This window comes from Muricoprocola aceti (assembly GCF_025567005.1).
GTDB classification, from domain to species: domain Bacteria; phylum Bacillota; class Clostridia; order Lachnospirales; family Lachnospiraceae; genus Marvinbryantia; species Marvinbryantia aceti.
The window spans coordinates 321,800-348,094 of sequence record NZ_JAOQKE010000001.1 but is presented as its reverse complement, the minus strand read 5'-3'; the positions used below and the strand labels follow the sequence as shown (position 1 = coordinate 348,094).

Here is a 26,295-nt window from a genome sequence, read left to right as displayed (position 1 = left end):
CGAACTGCCAGAATAAGAAATTACAATCAATCAATTTATCAAATATAGAAAGAAACGAGGTAAAACAATATGGAAATGAAATATGTCGTGCCAGATATGGCACAGTCTTTTGGAACTCTTGAATTTGCAGGCGAAAGTGAGCCAGTCTTTGAAAGAGATAAAAATAACCGCAGGGTCTTAGCCAGACGAAGCTATAACCTTTATTCTGACGTACAGAAAGGCGAAAATGTTGTGGTAGAAATTCCCGTGCAGGCTGGCGAAAAGAAGTTCCAGTATGAACAGAAAGTAAAAATTGTCAATCCGAAGTTATACGGCAGAGGTTACGCAATCGGGGATATGGGACATACCGATTATGTATTAGTTGCTGATGATATTGTAGCAGTTGAAGAAAAGTAAAGGAGTGAAGAATTTATGAGATTATCAAACGGGTTTGTTATTGACAAAGAGAAAACATTTGGAGAATTAAAATTTACAGCGGTGCGTGATGTGTTCTTACAGAATGAGGACGGGACACCGAGTACCCAGCTTAAAAAGCGTATCTATGATTTGAAGTGCAGTCTGCATGGTGGAATTATCCCCGTGTCTGTACCGCCAGAAGTACCGTTAAGAGAATTTCCGTACAATGCAGTTGTGGAGCTTGTCAATCCAGTAGCCGATACGGTATCACGAAAAACTTATACGGGTGCAGATGTGGACTGGTATGTAAAAGCAGAGGATATTGTGTTGAAGAATAAAGGAAACCAGAACGCAGGAAGTCCACAGAACCATACACCGCAGGGACAGCCGAAAAAATAGGATTGCTGGATAGATTTTCATTGTAGCGAATACATGGAATTGCTATAATATGAGTATGTAGAATAAATAAAATTTTAAGAAAAATTTTCGATTTTTCGTTGGATAATTTTTAATTTTTGCTGTTATCTTTATAGAAGAAACGGACTGACAAATATATGTAATGAGTTCATGTAAAAGGAGTGAAAAATATGTTGCCAATTTCCGATATTCTTATTCGTTCAATAAGTGGGTATGTGTTTATAATTCCAGTTCTTATATTGTATTTTTTTATTAGAAAAAAATCGGGACGAAAACAAAGTATTTTTCATATTATCGCTGTGTTTGTTTTTTGTTATTATTTATTTGGAATTTTAACTGTAACAGGTATTGGTTATACAAGCACAATATCATTTCGTCCCCAAATTTCTATAATTCCATTTTGTGGTATGATAAGTGGACCAATAGATACCATACTAAACCTTGTTTTATTTGTTCCTTTGGGCTTTTTCTTACCATTACTGTATAAAAAGTATCAGCATATAAAGAATGTTATCTTAACTGGCTTTCTGTTTTCCTTATCTATTGAAATTGTTCAGATGTTTGGCTGGGGGGCAACAGATATAAATGACCTTATTATAAATACAGCAGGAGCATGTTTAGGATATTTGATATATTATCTGGTGTCAAAAATTTTACCTATCAATTTTAGGAAAAGGCTTCAGTCCGAAAATGTTAATGACATGGTCGAAATAATGTTATATGCAATTTATATATTTATAGTTATGATTACAGTTCAACCATGGGTAATTCATAGTTTACTCAATATCGGGTAAAAGTGAGTATTGATTATGCTTCAATCAATAAAATTGCAATTTTGCAACTTAATATTACTACAAATAGAGCAGTTAGTCTTAAAGATTGACTGCTTTTTTCATACCCAGAAAGGAGTGATTGATTTATGCGTAAGATTTGGAACAAAGGACACCGTATCAGAGCCAGCGACAAGCACCTTGTCTACCACTTTTCCATAGGGACGCTTCTGTTTGTATTCGTGGCGGTTCTTCTGCTACTGAATATGAAACAGCTCATGCGTACCGATTGGGAGCATTTCAGCTTGTTAGAGAATGGCTTGACGCTTTCCCCTTACAACTTCATAGCCATACTGATAGCGACTGGTGTTTGTGCATTGGTCGCTTTTCTGTATTACCGCTTCTGTTACGACGGTTTCAAGAAGCTCCTGCACCGTCAAAAGTTGGCACGAATGATACTGGAAAATAAGTGGTATGAAGCCGATACCGTACAAGACAGCGTTTTTTTTACTAACCTGCAAAGCAGATCAAGGGAAAAAATCGTCTGGTTTCCAAAGATTTATTATCAAATGGAAAAGGGACTGCTTCATATCCGCTGTGAAATTACGCTGGGGAAATATCAAGACCAGCTTTTACGGTTAGAGGATAAATTGGAAAGTGGCTTGTATTGTGAGCTGACCGACAAGACCCTGCATGACGGCTATATCGAATATACCCTGCTTTATGATATGATAGCGAACCGCATTACCATTGATGAAGTACGGGCAGAAAACGGCTGTCTTAGACTGATGAAAAATCTTGTCTGGGAATATGACGCACTCCCTCACGCTCTGATTGCTGGTGGTACGGGTGGCGGTAAAACCTATTTTCTGCTGACGCTCATTGAAGCCTTACTGCATACCAACGCTGTCCTTTATATCTTAGACCCAAAGAATAGCGACCTTGCCGACTTGGGAACGGTTATGGAAAATGTATATCATACCAAAGAAGAAATGATAGATTGCGTCAATGCCTTTTATGAGGGCATGGTACAGCGAAGTGAGGAGATGAAGCGACACCCGAACTACAAGACGGGCGAAAACTACGCCTATCTGGGACTGCCACCCTGCTTTCTTATCTTTGATGAATATGTGGCATTTTTTGAAATGCTGGGGACAAAAGAAAGCGTGAGCTTACTTAGCCAGTTAAAGAAAATCGTTATGTTAGGGCGACAAGCAGGTTATTTCCTTATCGTCGCCTGCCAGCGTCCAGACGCAAAGTATTTTTCAGACGGTATCAGAGATAACTTCAATTTCCGTGTGGGACTTGGACGTATCAGCGAATTAGGTTACGGTATGCTGTTTGGTTCAGATGTGAAAAAGCAGTTTTTCCAGAAGCGTATCAAGGGGCGTGGCTATTGTGATGTGGGAACAAGCGTTATCAGTGAATTTTACACGCCTTTAGTCCCGAAAGGACATGATTTTTTGCAGACTATCGGCTCTCTTGCACAAGCAAGGCAGGACGGGACGGCGACGTGCGAAGCGAAAGGCGACGGCACGGACTAGCCGTTGCTGGTGTGGCGTAAGCCACGCCAGCAGGTAAAACCCCTCGGTATCTAACAGAGGGGTACGTTTGCAAATAGACAATAGACAAAAAACATAGGAAACATAAGGCTTCTGGCATGATTTCCTAGCAAAAATCGGTTGTGAAGTCGCCTTAAAAAACTTCACACTTTACAGATTGGGGGTATGGTTCTGAATGAAGAACAATGGATAAAAGAATTACGGGAGAAGCGGATTGCTTACGGTATCTCACAAGGCAGGCTGGCGGTGGCTTCTGGTATCACAAGAGAATATCTCAACAAGATAGAAAGCGGAAAAATGAAGCCGTCAAAGGAGCTTCTTAATACTCTGCATAAGGAACTGGCAAGGTTCAATCCAGAAGCACCGCTTACCATGCTGTTTGATTATGTGAAAATTCGTTTTCCCACGCTGGATATACAGCACATCATCAAAGATATATTAAAACTGAATATCAATTATATGCTCCATGAAGATTACGGACATTACAGTTATACGGAGCATTATTCTCTGGGGGACATCTTTATCTATACGTCGGCTGACGAAGAAAAAGGTGTCCTTTTAGAATTAAAGGGGCGTGGTTGCCGACAGTTTGAAAGTTACCTGCTGGCACAGCAAAGAAGCTGGTATGACTTTCTCATGGACGCACTCGTAGACGGTGGCGTGATGAAGCGTATCGACCTTGCTATCAACGACCATACGGGCATTTTGGATATTCCAGAGCTTGCGGAAAAATGCAGGAAACGGGAATATATCGGAAAGTCCAGAAGTTATAAGTTTTACCAGTCGGGCGAGCTTATCAAGCACAGAGAGGACGACAGAGAATATATGGGACGTACCCTTTATCTTGGTTCTCTTAAATCAGATGTGTATTTCTGTATCTATGAAAAGGACTATGAGCAGTACGTCAAGTTAGGGACACCGCTTGAAGAAGCCGACATTATCAACCGTTTTGAGATACGGCTTCGCAATGAACGTGCCTATTATGCAGTGCGAGATTTGCTGACCTATTATGACGCAGAGCAGACCGCCTTTTCTATCATCAACCAGTATGTGCGGTTTGTTGATGAAGAACCAGACAAGCGAAAAAATGACTGGAAACTCAATGACCGCTGGGCTTGGTTTATCGGAGATAACAGACAGAGCTTGAAGCTGACGACAAAGCCAGAGCCTTACACCTTAGACCGTACATTGCGGTGGGTACAAAGGCAGGTAGCACCAACCTTGAAAATGCTGAAAAAGATTGATAAAGGAAATGGTACAGACTACATGGAAACAATCGAACAGCAGGCAAAGCTCACAGAAAAGCATGAAATGATAATCAAACAGCAGACGACCCCTGCAAAAGATTTGGTGGAAAGTTAGGAGTGATGAAAAATGTGGGTATTATTAAAAGACTTCCTGCTGGTATCTATGGGAATGGGTATCGGCGTAGTCTTGATGTGTATTTTGAATGTCGGCAAAGAAGCTGACTATGAAATGAAACAATTAAAAGAAAGCGAGGACAATTAAATGAATTTCGGACAAAATTTGTATCAATGGTTTTTATCAAATGCACAGAGCTTGGTGCTTATGTCGATCGTGGTTATCGGTATCTACTTAGGTTTCAAGCGTGAGTTTTCCAAACTTATCGGCTTCTTGGTAGTTGCCTTAATTGCTGTCGGCTTGGTATTCAATGCTGGCGGTGTGAAAGATGTACTGTTAGAGCTGTTCAATAAGATTATCGGTGCGTAGGATTTAGATTGTATTATCAATTATGAATGTTAGAACAGAAATTAAAAAAATGAAAATTGAAAATTTGCTTTAAAGCATAATTCTATATGTATTCTAGTATTGACAAAATGTAATGAGTACATTACAGTAAAAGTAATCACTACATTACATTTTGGAGAGGAGCGATAACTTTGATATGGAACAGAATTAAAGTTTTACGTGCTGAAAGGGACTGGACACAAGCAGATTTAGCTGAAAAAGTTGGAATTTCACGACAAGCGGTTATATCAATAGAAAAATATAAATATACTCCGTCATTAGAATTGGCATTTAAAATTGCAGAAGTATTTGGTGTTTCTATTGATGAAGTTTTCGAGCATAGGGAGGACAAATAGTATGAATGAGCAAATTATTATCTTGATTTTTCTTGTTTTAGCATTAGGAGCAACGTTGTGGCTTTATATATTGAAAGCAAAAAAGCAAGTTGAATATAAGGGTGATGAACGCTGGTTGACGATACAGCTAAAAGCAAATCAGTCTGCTAATATAGCAAATTGGACATTGATTGTATTATTAGCGATTGCAACATCAGTACCATTATTTATAGATATTCAAATTATGTTTACACTTGACCGAGTAATTCTTTTTGGAGAACTTTTTATTGGTTTGCGTAATTTGCTTGAATTGATTGCAATTATGTATTTTGATAAACAGTTATAAATCATTAGGAAAATATGATAATTTTATACACCTATACACAAAGCAGTTAGTCTTAGGATTGACTGCTTTTTTCTTGCCTAAAATTTCAGATTGGAGTGATGAAATGAACGATATTTTTAAGGATATGCAGGCAAACGTCGGTTGTGAATATCTTTCCGACCTGCCCTCTTACAAGCGTAAGGTGTGGCAGGAAATGAAACGACTGAACCCTGCCAATTATGAAGAAAGGCAGTTAGAAGATTTTTCAAAGTATGTGTTTGGTATGTCGTACCAGACCTTAAAAGATGTGATGAAACAACAGAAAGGACGTGAGGAACAATGCAGGAAACAAGGGTGCTGGTGGAAACGAGAGGAACAACTGGCGAAGAAACAATATCATACTGGTTTGAACTGCCGATAGATGTTGCCGAGTTTGAAGAAAAGTTAGGTGTCGGTGCAGAAAGTGGGGATTACCGTATTATCGAAAAGGTGTTGCCTTATGCTGATGAAGTCCACGAACATACAAGCGTGTACCAGCTCAACGAATTAGATTTTATGTACCGCCAGCTTTCAAGTGATATGCAGGAAGAATATGTATCACTACTTACGGTGTTTGAAAATTTAGAAGCACTTTATATTTGCAGGAATGTGATTACGGTTTATCCCAACTGCAAAAGCATGATAGATGTTGCAAAGCAAAAGCTGATGAACGACCCGACGTTCAAACATTTATCCGAGGACTGTCAAGCCTACTATTTTGACTTTGAAGCCTATGCTTCTCACTTGCAGGAACACGGGAAATTTTTAGTAACAGAACACGGTATCTTTGAACTGCCAGAGTAGGAAATGAGGTGGTGCTTATGATTGATGATATGGCGGTTTACATTGCTAATCTTGGCAAATACAATGAGGGCTATTTAGTCGGTGCTTGGTTCACATTTCCTATTGACGAGGAAGATGTAAAAGAAAAAATCGGCTTGAATGAACAGTATGAGGAATACGCTATCCATGATACCGACAACTTCCCCATTGCGATTGGCGAGTATGTTTCCATTGAAGAACTCAATGAGATGTATGAAATGATAGAGGAACTTCCCGACTATATTGTAGAGTGTCTGGACGAATTTATCAGCCACTATGGGACGCTGGAAGAAGTCGTGGAACACAAGGACGATATTTATTATTATCCCGACTGTGAAACCATGACAGATATTGCCTACTACTACATAGACGAATTGCAGGCACTAGGGGATATTCCACCCAGCTTACAGAACTACATTGACTATGAAGCCTACGGGCGAGATTTGGATATGGGCGGTTGCTTTATTGAAACAAGCCGAGGTATGTGCGAGATACCATATTAACGCTGGAAGATCAGCGACAAGAATGGTTGCTACTGACAGCATGAATAAATTGAGTAAGGGCTTCAAATAGACTAAATTTGCTTAAATAAATTAGTACAAGAAAATAATAGTCATTGATATTAGAACGGTAGGAATTTATAATATGACTTACACAAGAAAAGAGGTGCTTTAAAAATGAAACATATTTTAATTGTCGATGATGATGTGCATATAAATCAAATGCTGGAAGAAGTTCTCACAAGTGCAGGATATAAAGTAACTCATGCTTATTCTGGAACAGAAGCCCTGCTTCTTATACCTAGTATAAAACCAGATTTGATTTTGCTGGATTTAATGTTGCCGGGGTTAAGTGGAGAAGAAATCATAGATAAAATCGCACATATACCCGTTATTGTAATTAGTGCAAAAATAGATACTAAAAACAAAATAGCTTTGTTATTAAATGGTGCAGTAGACTATGTTACAAAACCATTTGATGTAGACGAGTTACTGGCACGGATTGTTGCTCAACTTCGACACAGTCAGACCAATTCTATAAATTCCGTTTTAGAACATGAGGATATTCGATTGGACTTAAACACCCGTACTGTATCTATTAAAAATATAGAAGTTAAATTAACAAAAACAGAATATGCGATATTGAAAATACTAATGGAAAATCCCAAACAGGTTATCACTAAAAATATTTTGCTTGAACGTATAAGCGAAGAAACACCTGATTGTATGGAAAGTTCACTAAGAGTGCATATAAGTAATCTAAGAAAAAAATTAAGGGACATTTCTGATAAAGAATATATTGAAGCAGTATGGGGGATTGGATTTAAAATGGCAGAAGAATAAATCTTTACACTTTCTTAACAATTTCCTTAACAGCTTTCTTAACACTTTTGACTTAGTATTTTGACCGTAAATAAAGGAGGCTGAAAAAATGGAATATGTATTGAAAACGAAAGATTTAAAGAAAATATACGGTAATTATAACGCATTAAATGGACTTTCAATGAATGTTCCTAAAGGTTCTATCTATGGTTTGATTGGTAGAAATGGGGTTGGAAAAACAACTTTAATTCGTTTAATTTGTGGATTACAAAAAGCAACAGAGGGAGATTTTTCGCTATACGGAATAAATAATTACTCTAAAGAGATTGTTCGTTCTAGAAAACGAATAGGAGCTGTTGTTGAAACACCGTCTATTTATTTGGATATGAGTGCAGAAGAAAATTTAAAACAGCAGTATCGAATATTAGGTATTCCCTCTTACAGCACTATTCCAGATTTATTAAAATTAGTCGGACTTGAAAATACGGGTAAAAAGAAAGCTAGAAATTTTTCTTTAGGTATGCGTCAACGATTAGGAATTGCAATCGCTTTATCGGGTTCTCCAGATTTCCTTATCTTAGATGAGCCGATAAATGGACTTGACCCACAAGGTATTATTGAAATTAGAGAACTGATTTTAAAACTTAATCACGAACATGGTATTACGGTTTTAATTTCCAGCCATATTCTTGATGAGCTTTCTCGCATTGCCACACATTTTGGATTTATAGATAAAGGGCAAATGATACAAGAAATAAGTGCTTTGGAATTAAATACGAAATGTAGGAAATGTGTAAAACTGACCGTTTCAAATATGGAAGTGTTATGCAATGTTCTTACAGAAAAAGGCTATGATTATTCTGTCATATCGGATAAAGAAATAGATGTATTTGCCAAGCTAGATATAACATCACTTGTTGTAGAACTGGCAAAAAAAGAATGCAATGTTCTTAATATTCAAGAGCAGGACGAAAGCCTAGAGAATTATTATATCAATTTGATTGGAGGAAACCGTTATGAATAACTTACTTTCCGCATATTTTCAACGCTTATTTAAAAGTAGATTGTATTGGTGTCTGCTTGGACTTATGATACTTTCTGGAATAATTATTCCTATACTTGCACACCGTGAAATGATAGCTTATGGAACAGATTATACTTTAGAAAGCAGACTTGTATGGCATTTTCTTATAATCGGTTTTATTGTTGCTATCTTTTGTTCTTGGTTCTTAGGAACAGATTATTCAGACGGAACAATTAGAAATAAAATCATTGCAGGAAATAGTCGGTTAAAAATATATATTTCTGCTTTGCTGATATGTGTGATTGCCAGTGTTATTTTAGTATTAGCACATCAAATAACAATTATTGGGTTGGGTACTTGGTTAATAGCTCCGTTTAAAACCGATATTCACACTATATCTTTAATTTTAGGGATTTCCATTCTTGCAACAATAACATTTACCGGAATAAATACCATGATTGTTATGATAAATCAAAATAAGGCTTCTTCTTCAATCATCTGTTTAGTAGTTAGTTTATTGATGTTTGGAATATCATTTTATGTGCTAAGTGTGTTGTTTTCTTCTGATATGGCTCATTCAGATAGCATTGTGAAACAAATTTATGAATTTTTAAATATCTTTTTACCAACAGGACAACTTTTAAATCTAATCAATTTGCAAGTTACACAAGCTACGGAAATGATTATTTACAATATACTTATACTTGTAATAAGCACGGGAACAGGTATAATGGTCTTTGAGCAAAAGAATTTGAAATGAATTTGTAGGGAATGATGTTATGTTGTGGAAAATAATGGTGTTTTTCTTGTTGGTAATAATATTTGCTTTACTTTTGAAAATCTTTTATATGAGAAAAGCAATTAGAGAGATAAAAAGAGGGTTTTCAGAAAAATTATATACAGATACGAATACTCCAATTATGCTTTCCTCACATGATAAATTAGTTTCTTCTTTAGCAAATGATATAAATGTAGAGTTGAAAGAATTGAAAAAACAAAAGCACCGCTATATACAAGGCGATAAAGAATTAAAAAATGCTATTACGAATATATCCCATGACTTACGAACTCCTCTTACAACAATTTGCGGTTACTTAAGTTTATTAGACAAAGAAGAAAAAAGCGAACATATTGCCAGACAATTATCAATCATTAAAAATCGTACTTTTGCATTAAAACAGCTGGTAGAAGAACTATTTCGATATACAACTATTATTTCTGATACCGAAAATAGCGTTTATACAGAAACCGTAATCAACAATGTTTTAGAAGATTGTATTTCGTCCTATTATGCGATATTTAAGGAAAAAGGCATTACTCCGAATATAAATTTGTGCGAACAAAAAATTGTGCGTTCTGTTGATAAAACTGCCTTACTTCGTATTTTCAATAATATTATAGATAATGCAATCAAATATAGTGAGGGAGATTTAACAATATCATTATTTGAAAATGGGAAGATTGTATTTTCAAACCACACTTCTGACCTTAATGAAATACAAATTGGGAAATTGTTTGACAGATTTTATACAGTAAATACCGCAAGAAAATCTACGGGGTTAGGTTTATCTATTGCCAAAGCGTTGATTGAAAAAATGGACGGTAATATTTCTGCTGATTATAGCAATAATGTTTTAAGCATTATCATTAAATTGAATGAGGTTTAAAAGAAAGCAGTTAGTCTTAGGATTGACTGCTTTTATTATGGAAAGGAGTCAAGTATATATGAAAGAAAAATGAACTAATCGTATTCGTGACAGTAATCGAAAATAATAATAAAAATCAAGCTGGAAGATCAGCAACAAGCATTGTTGCTACTGACAGCGTATTTCTCTTTACGGGACAGTCTGAAATATGGCTGTCCTTTTCTATTTTGAAAGGAGCTGAAAGAACTTGAAAAAGATTAAATCTTATACGGGTATCTGGAACGTGGAAAAAGTCTTGTATGCAATCAATGACTTTAACTTACCCTTTCCCGTTACCTTTACACAGATTACATGGTTTGTGATTACAGAATTTATCATCATTCTGTTTGGGGATATTCCCCCACTTTCCATGATTGAGGGAGCATTTCTCAAATATTTTGGTATTCCCGTTGCTCTCACTTGGTTTATGTCGCAGAAAACCTTTGACGGAAAGAAGCCGTACAGCTTTTTGAAATCACAGATAACCTATGCCCTGCGACCAAAAATCACTTATGCAGGAAAAGCCGTAAAACTGCATAAGCAGATACTCAATGAAACAATTACGGCAGTAAGGAGTGTGAACTATGTTCCCGATAAAATATATTGACAATAACCTTGTCTGGAACAAGGACAATGAGGTATTCGCCTACTATGAGCTGATACCGTACAACTATTCTTTCTTATCCGCAGAGCAGAAATTTATCGTGCATGACAGCTTTCGACAGCTTATCGCACAGTCCCGTGAGGGTAAAATTCATGCCTTGCAGATTGCCACAGAAAGCTCAATCCGCAGTATGCAGGAACAGTCAAAGAAGCTGGTAACTGGAAAATTAAAGGAAGTTGCCTATCAGAAGATAGACGAACAGACCGAAGCGTTAGTATCTATGATTGGGGACAATCAAGTGGACTACCGCTTTTTTCTTGGCTTTAAGCTCATGGTTACGGAAGAACAGTTCAATCTGAAGAACATCAAAAAATCGGCGTGGCTGACGTTCACGGAATTTCTCCATGAAGTGAACCACACGCTGATGAATGACTTTGTTTCCATGCCAAATGATGAAATCAACCGTTACATGAAAATGGAAAAGTTACTGGAAAATAAAATCTCCCGTCGTTTCAAGGTGCGTCGCTTGGAAATCAATGATTTTGGCTATCTCATGGAACATCTTTACGGCAGGGACGGTATCGCCTATGAAGATTATGAGTACCAGCTACCAAAGAAAAAATTGCAGAAAGAAACGCTGATAAAATACTACGACCTTATCCGCCCGACAAGGTGTGTGATAGAAGAAAACCAGCGGTATTTAAGGCTGGAGCATGAGGACAAGGAAAGCTATGTGTCCTATTTTACCGTCAATGCGATTGTAGGCGAGCTTGATTTTCCGTCAAGTGAAATCTTCTATTTTCAGCAACAGCAATTCACATTCCCCGTTGATACTTCTATGAATGTAGAAATCGTGGAAAATCGAAAAGCATTAACAACCGTCCGCAACAAGAAAAAGGAATTGAAAGATTTGGACAATCACGCCTATCAAGCAGGAAGTGAAACCAGCTCAAATGTGGTGGACGCATTAGACAGCGTGGACGAGCTGGAAACGGACTTAGACCAGAGCAAAGAAAGTATGTATAAGTTAAGCTACGTGATACGGGTGTCTGCACCCGATCTTGACGAGCTGAAACGCCGTTGTGATGAAGTCAAGGACTTTTACGACGACCTCAATGTAAAGCTGGTGCGTCCTGCTGGGGATATGCTGGGGCTTCATTCTGAATTTTTACCTGCCAGCAAGCGATATATCAATGACTATGTGCAGTATGTAAAATCAGACTTCTTGGCAGGGCTTGGCTTTGGTGCGACCCAGCAGTTAGGGGAAACTACGGGTATCTATATGGGCTATTCCGTTGATACGGGAAGAAATGTGTACCTGCAACCGTCTTTAGCTTCGCAGGGTGTAAAAGGCACAGTAACAAACGCCCTTGCTTCTGCTTTTGTCGGTTCGCTTGGCGGTGGAAAGTCATTCTGCAACAATCTTCTGGTATATTATGCGGTGCTGTTTGGCGGTCAAGCAGTCATTTTAGACCCCAAAGCTGAGAGGGGCAACTGGAAAGAAACGCTCCCAGAAATCGCCCATGAAATCAATATCGTAAATCTTACCAGCGACAAGGACAATGCAGGACTTCTTGACCCGTTCGTGATTATGAAGAATGTAAAAGACGCTGAAAGTCTGGCAATCGACATCTTGACATTTTTAACGGGTATTTCCTCTAGGGACGGCGAAAAATTCCCTGTACTTCGTAAGGCGGTGCGTTCTGTTACCCAGAGCGACAGTCGGGGCTTGCTCCATGTGATAGACGAGCTACGCCGTGAAGATACGCCAGTATCAAGAAATATCGCAGACCATATTGACAGCTTCACGGACTACGACTTTGCACACCTGCTGTTTTCAGACGGTACGGTAGAAAATGCAATCAGTCTGGATAACCAACTCAATATCATTCAAGTAGCGGACTTAGTATTGCCAGATAAGGACACGACCTTTGAGGAATACACGACTATTGAATTATTGTCGGTGTCTATGCTGATTGTGATTAGTACCTTTGCCCTTGATTTTATCCATTCGGACAGAAGCATTTTTAAGATTGTCGATTTGGACGAAGCGTGGGCGTTCTTAAACGTGGCACAAGGCGAAACTTTATCAAATAAGCTGGTTCGTGCTGGACGGGCTATGCAGGCAGGCGTTTATTTTGTTACACAATCTTCTGGGGACGTGTCAAAAGAAAGTCTGAAAAACAATATCGGCTTGAAGTTTGCCTTTCGTAGTACCGACTTGGGCGAGATAAAGCAGACCTTAGAATTTTTCGGTATTGACAAGGACAACGAAAACAACCAGAAACGGCTTCGTGATTTGGAGAACGGACAATGTTTATTGCAGGACTTATACGGGCGTGTCGGTGTGGTGCAGATACACCCAGTCTTTGAAGAACTGCTACACGCCTTTGATACCAGACCGCCCGTACAGAGAAATGAGGTGGAGTGATGAAAGAAAGGATAAAAGGTGCGTTCACAAAAAAGAAGATACTTCACGTTCTCAAAATGGCTCTGTTTGTCGTGGCACTCTCCCTTATCCTGCTTTCACTTCTGGGGACGGTGGCTCATGCGACGGGGCTTGTGGACGATACCATAAACGCAGAAAATCTTTATTCAAAGTATCCCCTTTCCAACTACCAGCTTGATTTTTATGTAGATAATAGCTGGTCGTGGCTTCCGTGGAACTGGCTGGACGGGATTGGAAAATCGGTGCAGTACGGGCTTTACTGCATTACCAATTTTGTCTGGACGATAAGCCTTTATTTAAGCAATGCTACGGGCTATGTGGTGCAGGAAGCCTATAAGCTGGACTTCATCAATGATATGGCAGACAGTATCGGAAAAAGCATACAGACCCTTGCAGGCGTAACACAGAACGGTTTTTCTTCTACTGGCTTCTATGTTGGTTTCCTGCTTCTCATTATCTTAGTAGTGGGACTTTATGTTGCCTATACGGGACTTATCAAACGGGAAACCAGCAAGGCACTTCACGCCGTTATCAACTTTGTAGTGGTGTTCGTACTGTCCGCTTCGTTTATCGCCTATGCTCCCGATTACATCAAGAAGATAAATGAATTCTCATCAGACATCAGTACCGCTTCACTTGATTTAGGAACAAAAATCATGCTCCCAAACTCTGACAGCGAGGGCAAGGACAGCGTGGACTTGATACGGGACAGCTTATTTTCTATTCAAGTGGAACAGCCGTGGCTACTTCTGCAATTCGGGAACAGCAACGCAGAGGAAATCGGGACAGACCGTGTAGAAACTCTTGTATCGGCAAGCCCAGAGGACGAGGACGGAAAAACCAGAGAGGAAGTCGTGAAAACAGAAATCGAGGACAACGACAACAACAATCTGACGATACCGCAGGTCGTAAACCGTTTAGGCATGGTGTTCTTCCTACTGTTCTTCAATTTAGGGATAACGATATTTGTATTCTTGCTTACGGGCATGATGTTGTTCAGCCAGATACTTTTTATTATCTTTGCAATGTTTCTGCCTATCAGCTTTCTACTTTCCATGATACCGAGCTATGAAAGCATGGCAAAACAGGCAATCGTGAGGGTGTTTAATACCATTATGACACGGGCAGGAATAACGCTCATTGTAACGGTGGCGTTCAGCATTTCCAGTATGTTTTATAACATTTCCACGGACTATCCGTTCTTCATGGTGGCGTTCTTGCAGATAGTATGTTTTGCTGGTATCTATATGAAGCTGGGCGACTTAATGAGTATGTTCTCTTTGAACGCTAATGACAGTCAAAGCATGGGACGACGCATATTCCGCAGACCATATCTGTTTATGCGACATAGGGCTAGAAGCATGGAGCGACGCATGGCTAGAGCTGTTAGTCATGGAAGTATGGTTGGAGCTGGTACGGGTGCAGTTACGGGGGCTATGCTATCGGGGAATGGTTCTTCAAGGAGTAATCCTCAAAAAGACAAACATACCTTTTCACGAAGCAACACTTCTTCCAGCTTTGGAAATCGTGCAGGCTCAAAGGTGGGTGCTGTCTTAGATACGAAAAATAAAGTGAAAGACAAGGCAAATGCTGTCAAAGAGAATATCAAGGATATGCCGACACAGACCGCTTATGCGGTGTATTCCGCAAAGGAAAAGGCAAAGTCCAGCGTGTCCGACTTCAAGCGTGGCATGGTGCAGGAACAGCAGTCCAGACAGACGGGACGCTTGGAAAAGCAGGAACAGCATAGGCAGAATATCGCTGACAAACGTATGGAGCTTCAAAAGGCACAAGAAGCAAGGCAGGCACAGCGAAAGGCTGACGGATCAGCGACAACGGGAGCTACCCGTCCCCATGAGCGACCAGCCACAGCTTCAACCATTCCAAAGCCGAGCACGGAAAAAATGCAGGAAATCAAACGTCCTGCCACAGTGACCACTTCAAAAGCAAGCGAGCCAGTCAAGACAAGCGTTATCAAAGAGCGTCCGCTATCTTCTGGTGCTTCTGATAGAAAAGCGAACCAACCTACACAGCAAGTACATAGGCAGAATATGGAAAAAGTGGTATCGCAGGAAACACGCAAAAATTACACAAAAGACCGCAGGACAAAGGTTCAGCAGACGCAGACCGTCCAGAAGAACCAGCAGACCACAGAGAAAACCCGTAACCTTGTAACGAAGAAAGGACAGAAGAAAAAATGAAACTGAAACATATCGCTATCATTGGCAGTCTGTTTCCTATCCTCTTTTCTCTGGTGCTTTTCTTTGGTGTCTTGATTAGTGCGGACAGCGACGACGAGAACAGCAACTTTTCTTCTGGCATTACGGGTATGAACTTATCCGCAGAAGTCTTGAAACATCAGCCTATGGTGGAAAAATACGCCAGAGAATACGGCATTTCTGAGTATGTCAATGTGCTACTTGCTATCATTCAAGTAGAAAGTGGCGGTACGGCAGAAGATGTTATGCAGAGTTCAGAAAGTCTTGGCTTACCGCCTAATTCTTTAGATACGGAAAGCTCAATCAAGCAGGGGTGTAAATATTTTGCGTCCCTGCTTTCTTCCTGCCAAAATCAAGGTATCGACGACTTGAATGTAGCGATACAGTCCTATAATTATGGCGGTGGTTATGTGGGATATGTGGCAGGAAAAGGAAAGAAATATACCTTTAATCTTGCAGAGAGCTTCGCCCGTGAGAAATCGGGTGGAAAGAAAGTAACCTACACCAACCCGATAGCCGTTGCAAAGAACGGGGGCTGGCGGTATGGCTATGGAAATATGTTCTATGTGGAATTAGTCAATCAGTATTTAACTGTTCCGCAGGTATCGGGAGAGCTGGCACAAAAAGTAATGAATGAAGCGTTAAAATATCAAGGCTGGAAATATGTGTATGGCGGTAGCAATCCCAACACTTCCTTTGACTGCTCGGGACTGACGCAATGGTGTTATGGAAAAGCTGGTATCTCCTTACCGAGAACAGCACAAGCACAATATGACGCTACCCAACATCTTCCGCTTTCGCAGGCAAAGGCTGGGGACTTGGTGTTTTTCCATTCTACCTATAACGCTGGTACTTATGTAACGCACGTTGCAATTTATGTAGGGAATAACCAGATATATCATGCAGGCGACCCGATAGGATATGCAGACCTAAGTAGTAGTTACTGGCAACAGCACTTAATCGGTGCAGGACGAGTAAAACAATAGAAAGGACTTGAAAATATGATTAAGAAGAATAAGAAACAGACAGAAACTATCAAAGAACCTAAAGAAAAAAAGGTGCATACTGTCAAGGTAGGCACACATAAGAAAACCGTGATTGCGTTGTGGGTGGTGCTTATCACAAGCGTGAGCTTTGGGGTATATAAGAATTTTACCGCTATCGACCAGCACACGACCCACGAAAAAGAAATCATTGAGCTTCGCTTGCAGGACACCAACGGGATTGAAAATTTTGTGAAGAACTTCGCAAAGTCCTATTACACATGGAATAACAGCAAAGAAGCGATTGAAGCAAGGACGCAGGCAATCAGCGGTTATCTGACAAAGGAATTGCAGGACTTGAATGGTGATACAATCAGAACGGATATACCGACCAGCTCCACAGTTACAGATGTGATTGTGTGGAGTATCGAACAGTTGGGAACGGACACTTTATCTGCTACCTACGAAGTAGATCAGCAGATAAAAGAGGGAGAACAGACAAGCAATGTGAAAGCAACCTATACCGTAAAAGTCCATGTGGACGCTGACGGGGATATGGTAATCGTTCAGAACCCTACCCTTGCACCAGCAGTTGAAAAATCAGACTATGAGCCAAAGACACCAGAAGCAGACGCAAGCGTAGACGCTGATACTGTCAATGACGCTACCGCTTTTCTGGAAACATTCTTTAAGCTCTATCCAACAGCCACAGAAAAAGAACTTGCCTATTATGTATCTGGTAATGTACTTGAACCTATCGGCAGGGACTATCTTTATTCTGAATTGGTAAACCCTATCTTCACAAAGGACGGGGACAATGTGAAAGTCAAAGTTGCCGTGAAATTCCTTGATAATCAGACAAAAGCGACACAGGTATCGCAGTATGAGCTTGTGCTACATAAGGATAGCAACTGGAAGATTGTAGGATAAAAAGTCCATAAAGGTTGTTATACTCCCACATACTACTTATTGTTTTAATTTTGTTAGATACAATGAAATCTATAAATTCCATAATGTAATATATACTTGACATTATGGAATTTATAATATATAATTCATGTATAAACAGAAAGAAAGGAGCATTAAGTGAAATTGTGAAGAATAAAAGAATAAAAATTGCTAGACTTGAGTGTGATATGAGTCAAGAAGATTTAGCAAAAACAGTAGGTGTAACACGTCAAACAATCGGATTGATTGAAGCTGGAAATTATAACCCGACACTTAAACTTTGTTTAGCAATCTGTAAAGCACTTAATAAGACTTTAGACGATTTATTTTGGGAGGAATAAAAGCATGAAAACAAATAAAATTAAAGATGAACGTATCATTCAATTAAATAACAAAATTCAGAGTGAAGCATTTATTTTGGTTATTGCTATTTTAGCACTATCTATTTTTATAAAAGCATATATGCTAGATATGGGAGTACGAGAATATTTAACAGAAATGATTGTTATGATTGTTTCGATAGTGTATCTTTCAATCAGAGGTGCAATGGTTGGATACAGTTCTATGGATAACTTATATTTTGGGAAAAAATTTAAGGTAATTTCTACTTTACTATTAGCAGTTCTGATTACCATTTTTAACGGAATTAGAAATTATACTATGTATGGGGAAAAATATACTGGAATATTGGACGTACATTTTCTTGCTGTAATAGGTATTACTTTTATTTCTTCTCTCATTTTTGTTACTTTAATTTTGGGGGCTGTATATTCTATTGAAAAAATAGGACAAAAACGACTTGAAAAACAATTTGATAATGACGAGGAATAACTATGTTAGGGCTTAGAAAACGTGATATTAAAAAGACATTAAAAGCTGGTGCAAAAGCTGGCGGTGTATCATTGTCTGATGTTCGGGCGGATATTGAAGCAACGATTGATGAAGCTATGAATAGCACCGACCCAGAAGTGCAGGCAAATTTCAAAAAGTATTTTAGAAATAAACGCCCTACACCAGAAGAATATATTTACAAGATTACGAAAAAAACAAAGGTGTAATAAAAATCAAGTGCTGTAAGGGGGCTTGGGTCATGGAAAGTTTTAAGCATAATCTTATACGGTCATACACTACCTAACAGCATTTTATCAACAACTGAATATCTCACAGCTTTAATAGCTCGTACAGACTATATGTTTTGTGCGGGCTTTTTTTGTACCCGAAAAAAATTTTTTCACTTTTTTTCAAATTCATGCAACAAATCACACCTTGCTGTACAGATATGGTGCGGAAAGAGGGATAAACACTTTTCACGTCATAACGGAAAGGGGGTGTGATGATATGAAACCGTCGGACTTCCAAAAGACAATACAATGTCAATTTGACTGCAAGCTCAAACGTGTAGTGAAAGGCATTGTCCGTAATTATCGCAAAGAATTAAAGCGACGAAGAAATAAGGAAATTTCCTATTGTGAACTTCCAGAAATCGTCGTGGAAAAGCTGGCAGTCTGGGACGAATACGAAAGCGATTATACCGCCTTTGATGTATGTGGTATTGAGGTTCGTGTCCTTGATGATGATTTAGCAGAAGCGATTAAGTATCTGTCTGAAAAAGACAGAGAAATCTTGTTGATGTATTTCTTCTTAGGCATGAGCGATACAGAAATCGGCGACAGATTAAAGATTAACCGTTCAACGTCGTTCCGAAGTAGGAAGAACTCACTTGAAGAAATCAAGAAAAAATTAAAGGAGAACATGAATGATGAATAACACACGCCCGTCATTTTACCTTATCTCGTCGGCTGTGGACGGCAACGTAAATTCGATTGAAAAGATACTAGCATTGTATGACCCGTACATATCAAAATGTTGTTTGCGTCCGTTCTACGACAGATATGGTAATGTCTGCATAGTCGTAGACATGGAATTAAAAGGACGTATCAGAGAAGCACTTATCAAAATGATTTTGGACTTTGATATTCCTTTAGAAACCGAAGAATAACAAGCAGTAATCGCAGAGCATGATTTGTTCAATCCCCTCTTTCCTGCTCTGCACCTGCTTTTACATGAAAGCAACACGCTTTCGCCACAGCTCTTTGACAACTGAATAAAGCAGACAGATACGTTTGTGAGATAGCGAGCCACGGGGACTGTACGCCACGACCTTTTCAAAAGAAAGCGAGCGACCCACGCAGTGATCCGAGAGCGACTGTTGGAAAAGTCGTTTTGCCACGACCTATCCTCACAGAATAATGATACGTCCGCATGGTGCGGTTCTGCCCACAGGAATGGGAATAGTTGAGATACTAATGGAGCTTTCCAAAGCCGTCTGTCTGCTTCTGTAACATTGTGAAAAATACGCATATTGGATAAGCCTATGTGCGTATGTTGAGAATAGATAGCTGACTAAGGGGGCTGATAACTTGGCTAAAAAAGAACCTGCACAATATATCGTAGAACGGGAATTTTTAGGTAAATTTTCCGTAGAGGAATTGCTTGTCCGTATCGTGAAATCTCATGTAAAAAAAGGACTATCAAGAGGGTAAAGCCCTTGAAAACAATGGAAAGAAGCCGTACTTTATGGTATAATATTATCATAGGTACGGCAGTTGAATAGGTGGAAAAATGATTTATCAAAAAGGTTCAAACTTATTTAACGTAGCTATTTATATCAGATTATCACGAGAGGACGGAGATAAGGAAGAAAGCGATAGTGTAGGAAATCAGAGAAAACTTTTAACAGAATATGTGAACAAGCATGATGACTTTATCTTATATGATGTTTATATTGATGACGGTTTTACGGGAACGAATTTTAATAGACCAGACTTCCATAGAATGATTGCTGACATTGAAGATAACAAGGTAAATTGTGTTGTTGTAAAAGACCTTTCCCGTTTCGGACGAGATTACATTGATACGGGGCGATATTTGGAAAGAATATTTCCAGAGCTTAATGTTCGTTTTATTTCTGTAACAGATAATATTGATAGTATGAAGCAGGCATACGATATGTTACTTCCTATTAAAAATATATTCAACGAACAGTATGCCAGAGATATTTCTAATAAAGTTCAAGCGACTGTAAAATCAAAGCAGAAAGCAGGAGAATTTATCGGAGCTTTTACAAGCTATGGTTATAAGAAATCTCCTGCAAATAAAAATAAACTTGTGATTGATGAATATGCGTCCGAAGTTGTAAAAAGAGTATTTACTATGTATACACAAGGAATAGGGAAACAAAGCATTGCAAAAATACTAAATGCAGAGGGTATCCTTTGTCCGTCGGAATATAAAAAGCTCAATGGAGAAAATTACAAAAATTGTAATCGGTTAGAAAAAACTTCTTATTGGACTTATTCTACAATTAAAGTGATGTTGCAAAATGAGATTTATATTGGAAACATGGTACAAGGAAAGAAACATCAACGTATGAGAAGCAAACAGCGTCTAATTGAGAAAGAAAACTGGATAAGGGTTGAAAATACACATGAACCGATTATAGACCGTCAACTGTGGGATAAGGTACAAAAACTGCTGACAAAAAAGCATAGGGATATTGATTTAGAAACAAATAAAAATATCTTTGCAGGTTTTATTAAGTGTGGCGATTGTGGTCGGGCAATGATGAAAAATTTCTGGCGACGTGCTGACGGAAGTAAGTCCTATTCATTCTATTGTGGAACTTACAAAAGAAGCGGAAAAGATTATTGCACTCCGCACACGCTCCCGTTTCAAGTATTGAATGATATTGTGCTGGGAGATTTAAAGCAGATTATCCGCAATGTAGAGAACTTGCAGGAACTTGTAAAATCACAATCTTTCACAGCAACAAAAATCAGAAAATCAACAGACATAGAACTGATAAAGTTAAAAGCAGAGCTTGAAAGAGTGAAGAAGTTGAAAAAGTCAATTTATGAAGATTACAAAGACGAACTGATTTCTAAAGAAGAATTTCTTTCTTATCGAGAGGACTATCAACAAAAAGAAACGCTTTACTCCAAACAGATTGAAACGCTGGAAGAAAAGAAAAAGGAAAGTGTAACAGAAGATGTTTTTGAAACACCGTGGTTAAGGCGGTTGTTGGAACTGAAAGACATTGAAGAATTAGACAGAGATATTATTGTGGAAATGATAGACCAGATAACAGTTTATGAAAACCGCAAACTTAAAATCTCATACAACTTCGGAAATGAACTGGAACATTTATTTTCAAGCGTTTACTGTGAGGACTTGGAGAAAAAGGCTATCTAATCTCAATACATTTCTAACTCCCCATATATACTGGGGAATACATATCACAATTTGCGTAAACTACAACCAGCACATGGGGGAGCAGACCCGGGAGCGGTCTATCAGGGTCGGCAGGAAAAAGATGATAATCTGAAACTGGCACTGGCCGTGGGAGAAAGATTGCAAAATAGTGGACTGGATGTTTACTATACCAGAACAGAGGATATTTATCAGACACCTTACCAGAAAGCTATGGCGGCCAATGAGTCGGGAGCAGATTTTCTGGTGTCTCTGCACCGTAATTCCAGTGAATATCCAAATCAGTATACAGGAGTGGAAACTTTAATATATGATAAAAATGGAGAGAAGGCAGAGATCGCTGAGGATATTAATGAGGAATTGGAAAATATTGGATTTCGTAATAATGGGGTAAAAATACGACCGGGACTGGTTATATTAAGAAGGAGTAAAATGCCTGCAGTTCTGGTGGAAAGTGGATTCATTAACAGCGAGGAAGATAATCGGCTTTTTGATGAGGAATTTGACCGAATTGCAGATGCTATTGCAGATGCTATTTTGAAGAATTTTTCTTTGACAGGTGAGGAAGAGACGGAACAGGAAGAAACTTATTATCGTGTTCAGACAGGAGCTTACCGTAACCGGGAAAATGCTGTTCGGCAGCAGGAAAAGCTCACGGAAGAGGGATATCCAGCATTTCTTTTGGAACGGGAAGGGTATTATCTGGTTCAGGTAGGGGCTTTTCGAAAATTAGAAAATGCAGTACGCATGGAGGCGCATTTGCGGGAAAATGGGTATCAGACCTATATTACCACATGAAACAGAAGGAATTCTTAAGATTTAAAAGCCTTTTCACAAAATATAAAGTGTGCTATAATTTACGCAGATATTAAGCGTAGAAATACTGTTGTGGGGGACGTAAAAATATGCGAAAAAGAGGGGAGCGCTCCGGAGAAGAATCAGGACGCAGAAGAACAGAGCGAGAGTATGAGATAAACAGGGAAAAGAAAGGAACTGCCGGACGTGTGATTCGCAATATCTTTCTTTCCCTGCTTATTTTAGTTCTGCTTGTGGCAGCAGGAGTTTATATTTATGGTATGCTCTATTTTAAAGATCATTTTTTCCTGCATACTATGATCAATGGTTTTGATGCATCTCAGCTGACAGTGGAAGAGGTAGAAGAAAAGGTGGCAGACAGGATTGCTGACTATCGTCTGGAGATTGGTGAACGTGGAGGCAACACAGAGACGATCACCGCAGAACAGATTAATTATCATTATGTGTCTAAAGGAGAAGTGCAGGCGTTCCTGAATAGTCAGAAGCTTTATCGATGGCCATTATATATGAAGGAACAGATATCGTATACTTTTGATTCCAGTACACAGTATGACGAGGAAGGGCTGCGTCAGGCAGTGGATGGATTGAACTGTCTGGATGAGAGCCAGGTAACAAAGCCAGCAGATGCTTACATTGACTTCCTGGAAGGAAAGTATCAGGTTGTGCCAGAAGTGGAAGGTAACCTTTTGAAAAAAGATATGGTATATGGGGTTATACAGGAAGCGGTAGATTTCGCAAATGTAAAAGTTTCGCTGGAAGAAAAGGACTGTTATGAGACTCCGGTAAAGAGACAGAATGATGAGACTATGGCACGGACTGTGGAAAAGCTGAATACCTGTATCAGTACAGATTTGACGTATCTTTTTGGAGAACATTCCGAGAAAGTAGATGCAGAGAGAGTGCGTGGATGGCTCAGCTATGACGATTCTGGTAATGTAGAACTGGATAAGGATGCGATTCGGGCTTTTGTGGCAGAGATGGCAGAGAAGTATGATACGGCAGATAAGCCTCGTACGTTCCGTACTCATGGTGGAGAGGAAGTGACTGTTTCGGGAGGATCCTATGGCTGGCTGATGGATCAGGATGCCACTTACGATTATTTGATTGATGCCATCTGGGCGGGTAATACGGGAGATACCTATGCAGAGTTTGCACAGACTGCGGTCAGTTGGTCCAACAGCGATCTTGGAGACAGCTATGTGGAAATAGATCTTGACAGTCAGCATGTCTGGCTCTATATAGATGGACAGGAAGTGGTATCTACAGACTGCGTGTCCGGTCTTGCATCAGATCCATCCAGAAAGACACCGGAAGGTACTTATACACTTTATTACAAAGAGTCTCCGTCTGTTTTGAAGGGAGAGAATAATGAATATGAGACAAAGGTGACCTATTGGATGCCGTTTAATGGTGGTATTGGGCTCCATGATGCTAACTGGAGGAGCAGTTTTGGCGGAAGCATTTATCAGACAAATGGTTCTCATGGATGTGTGAATCTTCCGCCATCAGCGGCAAAAGAAATCTATGAAAGAGTATATGATGGAATACCGATCATCTGCTATTATTAGAGGAATAATATGAAAGAAAATCTGGAACAAATAGTGCAGCCGCTTTTAAGGTGGTTTGATCAGAATGCCAGGATTCTTCCGTGGCGGGATCAGCCGACCCCATATCGTGTATGGGTGTCTGAGATTATGCTGCAGCAGACAAGGGTAGAGGCTGTGAAGCCGTTTTATCAGAGATTTATGGAAGCACTGCCCGATATACAGACATTGGCGAATTGTGAAGAAGAAGAGTTGTTAAAGCTCTGGGAAGGTCTGGGATATTATAATCGTGTACGGAATATGCAGATAGCAGCACGTACCGTGATAGAAGAATATGGTGGAAAGCTGCCGGATGATTATCTGGAACTTCAGCAGCTGAAAGGAATCGGCAGTTATACGGCTGGAGCTATTGCATCGATTGCCTATGGAAAAGTGGCACCGGCAGTGGATGGAAATGTATTGAGAGTAATCTCAAGAGTAACTTTAAGCAGGGAAGATATTTTAAAACAATCTGTAAAACGCGGCATGGAGCAGGCAATTGTGGAGATCATGCCAGCAGATCGTCCGGGCGCTTTTAATCAGGCTTTGATGGAACTTGGCGCAATGGTCTGTGTACCGAATGGAGAACCACATTGTGAATCATGTCCATTAAAAGGGCTGTGTCTTGCCAGAAAAATGGGTGCTATGGATGAGATTCCTGTAAAGAAGGCAAAAAAGCCACGTAGAATAGAAGAAAAGACCGTCATGATTATTCGTGACGGTGAGCATCTTGCGATTCATAAAAGACCGCCGAAAGGGCTGCTGTCCGGGTTATACGAATTGCCGAATACGGAGGGACATCTGACACAGAATGAAGCCGTTGCCTGGATAAAAGAAAAAGGATTTTCACCGATTCGTATTAAGGGCCTGGAAACGGCAAAACATATTTTCAGTCATGTGGAATGGCACATGACAGCATACTTGATTTTAATTGAAGATCCACAGGAGACGGGTGAATATCTGTTTGTGGAACCGGAGAAGACCGAAGAGAAGTATCCCATTCCGGCAGCATTTGCAGCCTACGCAAGATATATGGAGATAAAACTGGGGCAGGAAAAATACAGGGAGGATTTATAAATGAAGATTTTGTCAGTAGCGATACCGAGTTACAATTCACAGAATTATTTGAGAAAATGCGTGGAGTCATTACTTCCGGCTGGAGATGATATTGAAATTATTATTGTAAATGATGGATCAAAGGATCATACCGGAGAGATTGCGGAGGAATATGCTTCTCGTTATCCGGGTATCGTAAAAGCGGTACATCAGGAAAACGGAGGACATGGGGAGGCGGTAAATACCGGCCTGAAAAATGCAACCGGTCTGTATTATAAAGTGGTAGACAGTGATGACTGGGTAGATGAAAGAACATTGCCAAAGATCATTGAGACCTTAAAGAAACTGGTGGCCGGCCCAGATACAGTGGATGCGGTAATCAGCAATTTTGTGTACGATAAAGTTGGAGCAAAGCATAAAAAAGTCATGCAGTATCGAAAATATATGCCGACAGAGACCGTATTTGAGTGGAAAGATCTGAAAAAGATGCGGGCTGGAAAATATATTTTGATGCATTCCATGATTTATCGAACCAATCTCCTGAGAGAATGTGGACTGGAGCTTCCGAAGCATACGTTTTATGTAGATAATCTGTTTGTTTTCCAGCCACTGCCATCCGTGAAAAAGATGTATTACATCGATGAACTGTTTTACCATTATTACATCGGTCGGGAAGATCAGTCCGTGAATGAACAGGTTATGATTGAAAGAATTGACCAGCAGCTGAAAGTCAACAAACTAATGATCGATACAATGGCAGGACAGCGGGGAGTGAATAAGAATTGCCGACGCTATATGCTCAGCTATCTGGATATTATTATGACAGTATCTTCAATGCTTCTGTTAAAATCTGGCACAGAAGAGAATTTAAAGAAAAAACAGGAACTTTGGGCTTATCTGAAAGCAGCAGATGCAGGTCTGT

32 protein-coding genes are annotated in these 26,295 nt (G+C 39.4%); all 32 read left to right on the top strand.

Features of this window, described 5'->3' with window-relative positions; all coding sequences use genetic code 11:
- Positions 1-69: 69 nt before the first annotated feature.
- Complete coding sequence (locus OCV47_RS01745) at positions 70-396, top strand: YdcP family protein (RefSeq protein WP_008393084.1); 327 nt, start codon at positions 70-72, stop codon at positions 394-396.
- Positions 397-411: 15 nt separating this feature from the next.
- Positions 412-795, top strand: a complete 384-nt coding sequence (locus OCV47_RS01740) for a YdcP family protein (RefSeq protein WP_003432338.1) — start codon at positions 412-414, stop codon at positions 793-795.
- 188 nt (positions 796-983) lie between these two features.
- Positions 984-1,607, top strand: a complete 624-nt coding sequence (locus OCV47_RS01735) for a VanZ family protein (RefSeq protein ID WP_008393085.1) — start codon at positions 984-986, stop codon at positions 1,605-1,607.
- 125 nt (positions 1,608-1,732) lie between these two features.
- Positions 1,733-3,127, top strand: coding sequence for an FtsK/SpoIIIE domain-containing protein (locus tag OCV47_RS01730; protein ID WP_055259759.1), 1,395 nt, complete (start codon positions 1,733-1,735; stop codon positions 3,125-3,127).
- Positions 3,128-3,310: 183 nt separating this feature from the next.
- Complete coding sequence (mobT, locus tag OCV47_RS01725) at positions 3,311-4,507, top strand: MobT family relaxase (protein ID WP_041968853.1); 1,197 nt, start codon at positions 3,311-3,313, stop codon at positions 4,505-4,507.
- A 12-nt stretch (positions 4,508-4,519) separates the two neighbouring features.
- Positions 4,520-4,654, top strand: a complete 135-nt coding sequence (locus OCV47_RS01720; protein ID WP_009243011.1) for a DUF3789 domain-containing protein — start codon at positions 4,520-4,522, stop codon at positions 4,652-4,654.
- Positions 4,655-4,876, top strand: coding sequence for a hypothetical protein (locus OCV47_RS01715; protein ID WP_003060793.1), 222 nt, complete (start codon positions 4,655-4,657; stop codon positions 4,874-4,876).
- A 170-nt stretch (positions 4,877-5,046) separates the two neighbouring features.
- Positions 5,047-5,250 (top strand): helix-turn-helix transcriptional regulator, encoded by a 204-nt coding sequence (locus tag OCV47_RS01710; protein WP_055061724.1) that lies wholly within the window; start codon positions 5,047-5,049, stop codon positions 5,248-5,250.
- A 1-nt stretch (position 5,251) separates the two neighbouring features.
- Entirely contained in the window at positions 5,252-5,575 is a 324-nt protein-coding gene (locus tag OCV47_RS01705; RefSeq protein WP_262653318.1) for a hypothetical protein, read from the top strand.
- A gap of 103 nt (positions 5,576-5,678) precedes the next feature.
- Positions 5,679-5,975, top strand: coding sequence for a conjugal transfer protein (locus OCV47_RS01700; protein WP_077707151.1), 297 nt, complete (start codon positions 5,679-5,681; stop codon positions 5,973-5,975).
- Complete coding sequence (locus tag OCV47_RS01695; protein ID WP_006857106.1) at positions 5,894-6,397, top strand: antirestriction protein ArdA; 504 nt, start codon at positions 5,894-5,896, stop codon at positions 6,395-6,397. Before OCV47_RS01700 ends, OCV47_RS01695 begins: the two co-directional genes overlap by 82 nt.
- Before the next feature lie 17 nt (positions 6,398-6,414).
- Complete coding sequence (locus tag OCV47_RS01690) at positions 6,415-6,918, top strand: antirestriction protein ArdA (protein WP_006857105.1); 504 nt, start codon at positions 6,415-6,417, stop codon at positions 6,916-6,918.
- Between the two features lie 174 nt (positions 6,919-7,092).
- The gene (locus OCV47_RS01685) at positions 7,093-7,758 is read left to right on the top strand and encodes a response regulator transcription factor (RefSeq protein ID WP_262653313.1); all 666 of its coding nucleotides are present in this window, start codon (positions 7,093-7,095) and stop codon (positions 7,756-7,758) included.
- 88 nt (positions 7,759-7,846) lie between these two features.
- Positions 7,847-8,761 carry an ABC transporter ATP-binding protein gene (locus tag OCV47_RS01680; protein ID WP_262653312.1) on the top strand — a complete coding sequence of 305 codons (915 nt, stop codon included), beginning with the start codon at positions 7,847-7,849 and terminating at the stop codon, positions 8,759-8,761.
- Positions 8,754-9,521, top strand: a complete 768-nt coding sequence (locus OCV47_RS01675) for an ABC transporter permease subunit (RefSeq protein WP_262653311.1) — start codon at positions 8,754-8,756, stop codon at positions 9,519-9,521. Before OCV47_RS01680 ends, OCV47_RS01675 begins: the two co-directional genes overlap by 8 nt.
- A gap of 19 nt (positions 9,522-9,540) precedes the next feature.
- Positions 9,541-10,428 (top strand): sensor histidine kinase, encoded by an 888-nt coding sequence (locus OCV47_RS01670; RefSeq protein ID WP_262653310.1) that lies wholly within the window; start codon positions 9,541-9,543, stop codon positions 10,426-10,428.
- Between the two features lie 226 nt (positions 10,429-10,654).
- Complete coding sequence (locus tag OCV47_RS01665) at positions 10,655-11,053, top strand: conjugal transfer protein (protein WP_003061368.1); 399 nt, start codon at positions 10,655-10,657, stop codon at positions 11,051-11,053.
- On the top strand, positions 11,031-13,481 hold the full coding sequence (gene tcpF, locus OCV47_RS01660; RefSeq protein ID WP_262653309.1) for a conjugal transfer ATPase TcpF: 2,451 nt from the start codon (positions 11,031-11,033) through the stop codon (positions 13,479-13,481). Before OCV47_RS01665 ends, tcpF begins: the two co-directional genes overlap by 23 nt.
- The gene (locus OCV47_RS01655; protein ID WP_262653308.1) at positions 13,481-15,700 is read left to right on the top strand and encodes a CD3337/EF1877 family mobilome membrane protein; all 2,220 of its coding nucleotides are present in this window, start codon (positions 13,481-13,483) and stop codon (positions 15,698-15,700) included. Before tcpF ends, OCV47_RS01655 begins: the two co-directional genes overlap by 1 nt.
- Positions 15,697-16,704 carry a C40 family peptidase gene (locus OCV47_RS01650; RefSeq protein WP_262653305.1) on the top strand — a complete coding sequence of 336 codons (1,008 nt, stop codon included), beginning with the start codon at positions 15,697-15,699 and terminating at the stop codon, positions 16,702-16,704. The genes OCV47_RS01655 and OCV47_RS01650 overlap by 4 nt, the downstream gene beginning before the upstream one ends.
- Before the next feature lie 15 nt (positions 16,705-16,719).
- Positions 16,720-17,631, top strand: coding sequence for a conjugal transfer protein (locus tag OCV47_RS01645; protein ID WP_262653304.1), 912 nt, complete (start codon positions 16,720-16,722; stop codon positions 17,629-17,631).
- Between the two features lie 164 nt (positions 17,632-17,795).
- Positions 17,796-17,990, top strand: a complete 195-nt coding sequence (locus tag OCV47_RS01640) for a helix-turn-helix transcriptional regulator (protein ID WP_044930013.1) — start codon at positions 17,796-17,798, stop codon at positions 17,988-17,990.
- Positions 17,991-17,994: 4 nt separating this feature from the next.
- Positions 17,995-18,480 carry a DUF6773 family protein gene (locus tag OCV47_RS01635; protein WP_175300746.1) on the top strand — a complete coding sequence of 162 codons (486 nt, stop codon included), beginning with the start codon at positions 17,995-17,997 and terminating at the stop codon, positions 18,478-18,480.
- 2 nt (positions 18,481-18,482) lie between these two features.
- Positions 18,483-18,707: a hypothetical protein gene (locus tag OCV47_RS01630; protein WP_008393961.1), complete on the top strand. Its 225-nt coding sequence runs from the start codon at positions 18,483-18,485 to the stop codon at positions 18,705-18,707.
- A gap of 280 nt (positions 18,708-18,987) precedes the next feature.
- The gene (locus OCV47_RS01625; protein ID WP_008787630.1) at positions 18,988-19,416 is read left to right on the top strand and encodes an RNA polymerase sigma factor; all 429 of its coding nucleotides are present in this window, start codon (positions 18,988-18,990) and stop codon (positions 19,414-19,416) included.
- Complete coding sequence (locus OCV47_RS01620; protein ID WP_032512201.1) at positions 19,409-19,648, top strand: helix-turn-helix domain-containing protein; 240 nt, start codon at positions 19,409-19,411, stop codon at positions 19,646-19,648. The genes OCV47_RS01625 and OCV47_RS01620 overlap by 8 nt, the downstream gene beginning before the upstream one ends.
- Before the next feature lie 421 nt (positions 19,649-20,069).
- Complete coding sequence (locus OCV47_RS01615; RefSeq protein ID WP_002323371.1) at positions 20,070-20,192, top strand: hypothetical protein; 123 nt, start codon at positions 20,070-20,072, stop codon at positions 20,190-20,192.
- A gap of 79 nt (positions 20,193-20,271) precedes the next feature.
- Complete coding sequence (locus OCV47_RS01610) at positions 20,272-21,900, top strand: recombinase family protein (RefSeq protein WP_008393956.1); 1,629 nt, start codon at positions 20,272-20,274, stop codon at positions 21,898-21,900.
- Between the two features lie 51 nt (positions 21,901-21,951).
- Entirely contained in the window at positions 21,952-22,716 is a 765-nt protein-coding gene (locus OCV47_RS01605; RefSeq protein WP_262653294.1) for an N-acetylmuramoyl-L-alanine amidase, read from the top strand.
- Positions 22,717-22,823: 107 nt separating this feature from the next.
- Positions 22,824-24,302 carry a L,D-transpeptidase family protein gene (locus tag OCV47_RS01600; RefSeq protein ID WP_262653291.1) on the top strand — a complete coding sequence of 493 codons (1,479 nt, stop codon included), beginning with the start codon at positions 22,824-22,826 and terminating at the stop codon, positions 24,300-24,302.
- Positions 24,303-24,311: 9 nt separating this feature from the next.
- A complete protein-coding gene (gene mutY / locus OCV47_RS01595; protein ID WP_262653290.1) occupies positions 24,312-25,394 on the top strand; it encodes an A/G-specific adenine glycosylase in 1,083 nt (360 codons plus the stop codon).
- Positions 25,395-26,295: glycosyltransferase family 2 protein (locus tag OCV47_RS01590; protein WP_262653288.1), on the top strand; the 901-nt coding region annotated here is incomplete at its 3' end.

Coding starts and splice junctions, on each gene's coding strand:
- OCV47_RS01745 (WP_008393084.1), top strand. CDS start 70: ATGGAAATGAAATATGTCGTGCCAGATATGGCACAGTCTTTTGGAACT.
- OCV47_RS01740 (WP_003432338.1), top strand. CDS start 412: ATGAGATTATCAAACGGGTTTGTTATTGACAAAGAGAAAACATTTGGA.
- OCV47_RS01735 (WP_008393085.1), top strand. CDS start 984: ATGTTGCCAATTTCCGATATTCTTATTCGTTCAATAAGTGGGTATGTG.
- OCV47_RS01730 (WP_055259759.1), top strand. CDS start 1,733: ATGCGTAAGATTTGGAACAAAGGACACCGTATCAGAGCCAGCGACAAG.
- mobT (WP_041968853.1), top strand. CDS start 3,311: ATGGTTCTGAATGAAGAACAATGGATAAAAGAATTACGGGAGAAGCGG.
- OCV47_RS01720 (WP_009243011.1), top strand. CDS start 4,520: ATGTGGGTATTATTAAAAGACTTCCTGCTGGTATCTATGGGAATGGGT.
- OCV47_RS01715 (WP_003060793.1), top strand. CDS start 4,655: ATGAATTTCGGACAAAATTTGTATCAATGGTTTTTATCAAATGCACAG.
- OCV47_RS01705 (WP_262653318.1), top strand. CDS start 5,252: ATGAATGAGCAAATTATTATCTTGATTTTTCTTGTTTTAGCATTAGGA.
- OCV47_RS01700 (WP_077707151.1), top strand. CDS start 5,679: ATGAACGATATTTTTAAGGATATGCAGGCAAACGTCGGTTGTGAATAT.
- OCV47_RS01695 (WP_006857106.1), top strand. CDS start 5,894: ATGCAGGAAACAAGGGTGCTGGTGGAAACGAGAGGAACAACTGGCGAA.
- OCV47_RS01690 (WP_006857105.1), top strand. CDS start 6,415: ATGATTGATGATATGGCGGTTTACATTGCTAATCTTGGCAAATACAAT.
- OCV47_RS01685 (WP_262653313.1), top strand. CDS start 7,093: ATGAAACATATTTTAATTGTCGATGATGATGTGCATATAAATCAAATG.
- OCV47_RS01680 (WP_262653312.1), top strand. CDS start 7,847: ATGGAATATGTATTGAAAACGAAAGATTTAAAGAAAATATACGGTAAT.
- OCV47_RS01675 (WP_262653311.1), top strand. CDS start 8,754: ATGAATAACTTACTTTCCGCATATTTTCAACGCTTATTTAAAAGTAGA.
- OCV47_RS01670 (WP_262653310.1), top strand. CDS start 9,541: ATGTTGTGGAAAATAATGGTGTTTTTCTTGTTGGTAATAATATTTGCT.
- tcpF (WP_262653309.1), top strand. CDS start 11,031: ATGTTCCCGATAAAATATATTGACAATAACCTTGTCTGGAACAAGGAC.
- OCV47_RS01655 (WP_262653308.1), top strand. CDS start 13,481: ATGAAAGAAAGGATAAAAGGTGCGTTCACAAAAAAGAAGATACTTCAC.
- OCV47_RS01650 (WP_262653305.1), top strand. CDS start 15,697: ATGAAACTGAAACATATCGCTATCATTGGCAGTCTGTTTCCTATCCTC.
- OCV47_RS01645 (WP_262653304.1), top strand. CDS start 16,720: ATGATTAAGAAGAATAAGAAACAGACAGAAACTATCAAAGAACCTAAA.
- OCV47_RS01635 (WP_175300746.1), top strand. CDS start 17,995: ATGAAAACAAATAAAATTAAAGATGAACGTATCATTCAATTAAATAAC.
- OCV47_RS01630 (WP_008393961.1), top strand. CDS start 18,483: ATGTTAGGGCTTAGAAAACGTGATATTAAAAAGACATTAAAAGCTGGT.
- OCV47_RS01625 (WP_008787630.1), top strand. CDS start 18,988: ATGAAACCGTCGGACTTCCAAAAGACAATACAATGTCAATTTGACTGC.
- OCV47_RS01620 (WP_032512201.1), top strand. CDS start 19,409: ATGAATAACACACGCCCGTCATTTTACCTTATCTCGTCGGCTGTGGAC.
- OCV47_RS01610 (WP_008393956.1), top strand. CDS start 20,272: ATGATTTATCAAAAAGGTTCAAACTTATTTAACGTAGCTATTTATATC.
- OCV47_RS01600 (WP_262653291.1), top strand. CDS start 22,824: ATGCGAAAAAGAGGGGAGCGCTCCGGAGAAGAATCAGGACGCAGAAGA.
- mutY (WP_262653290.1), top strand. CDS start 24,312: ATGAAAGAAAATCTGGAACAAATAGTGCAGCCGCTTTTAAGGTGGTTT.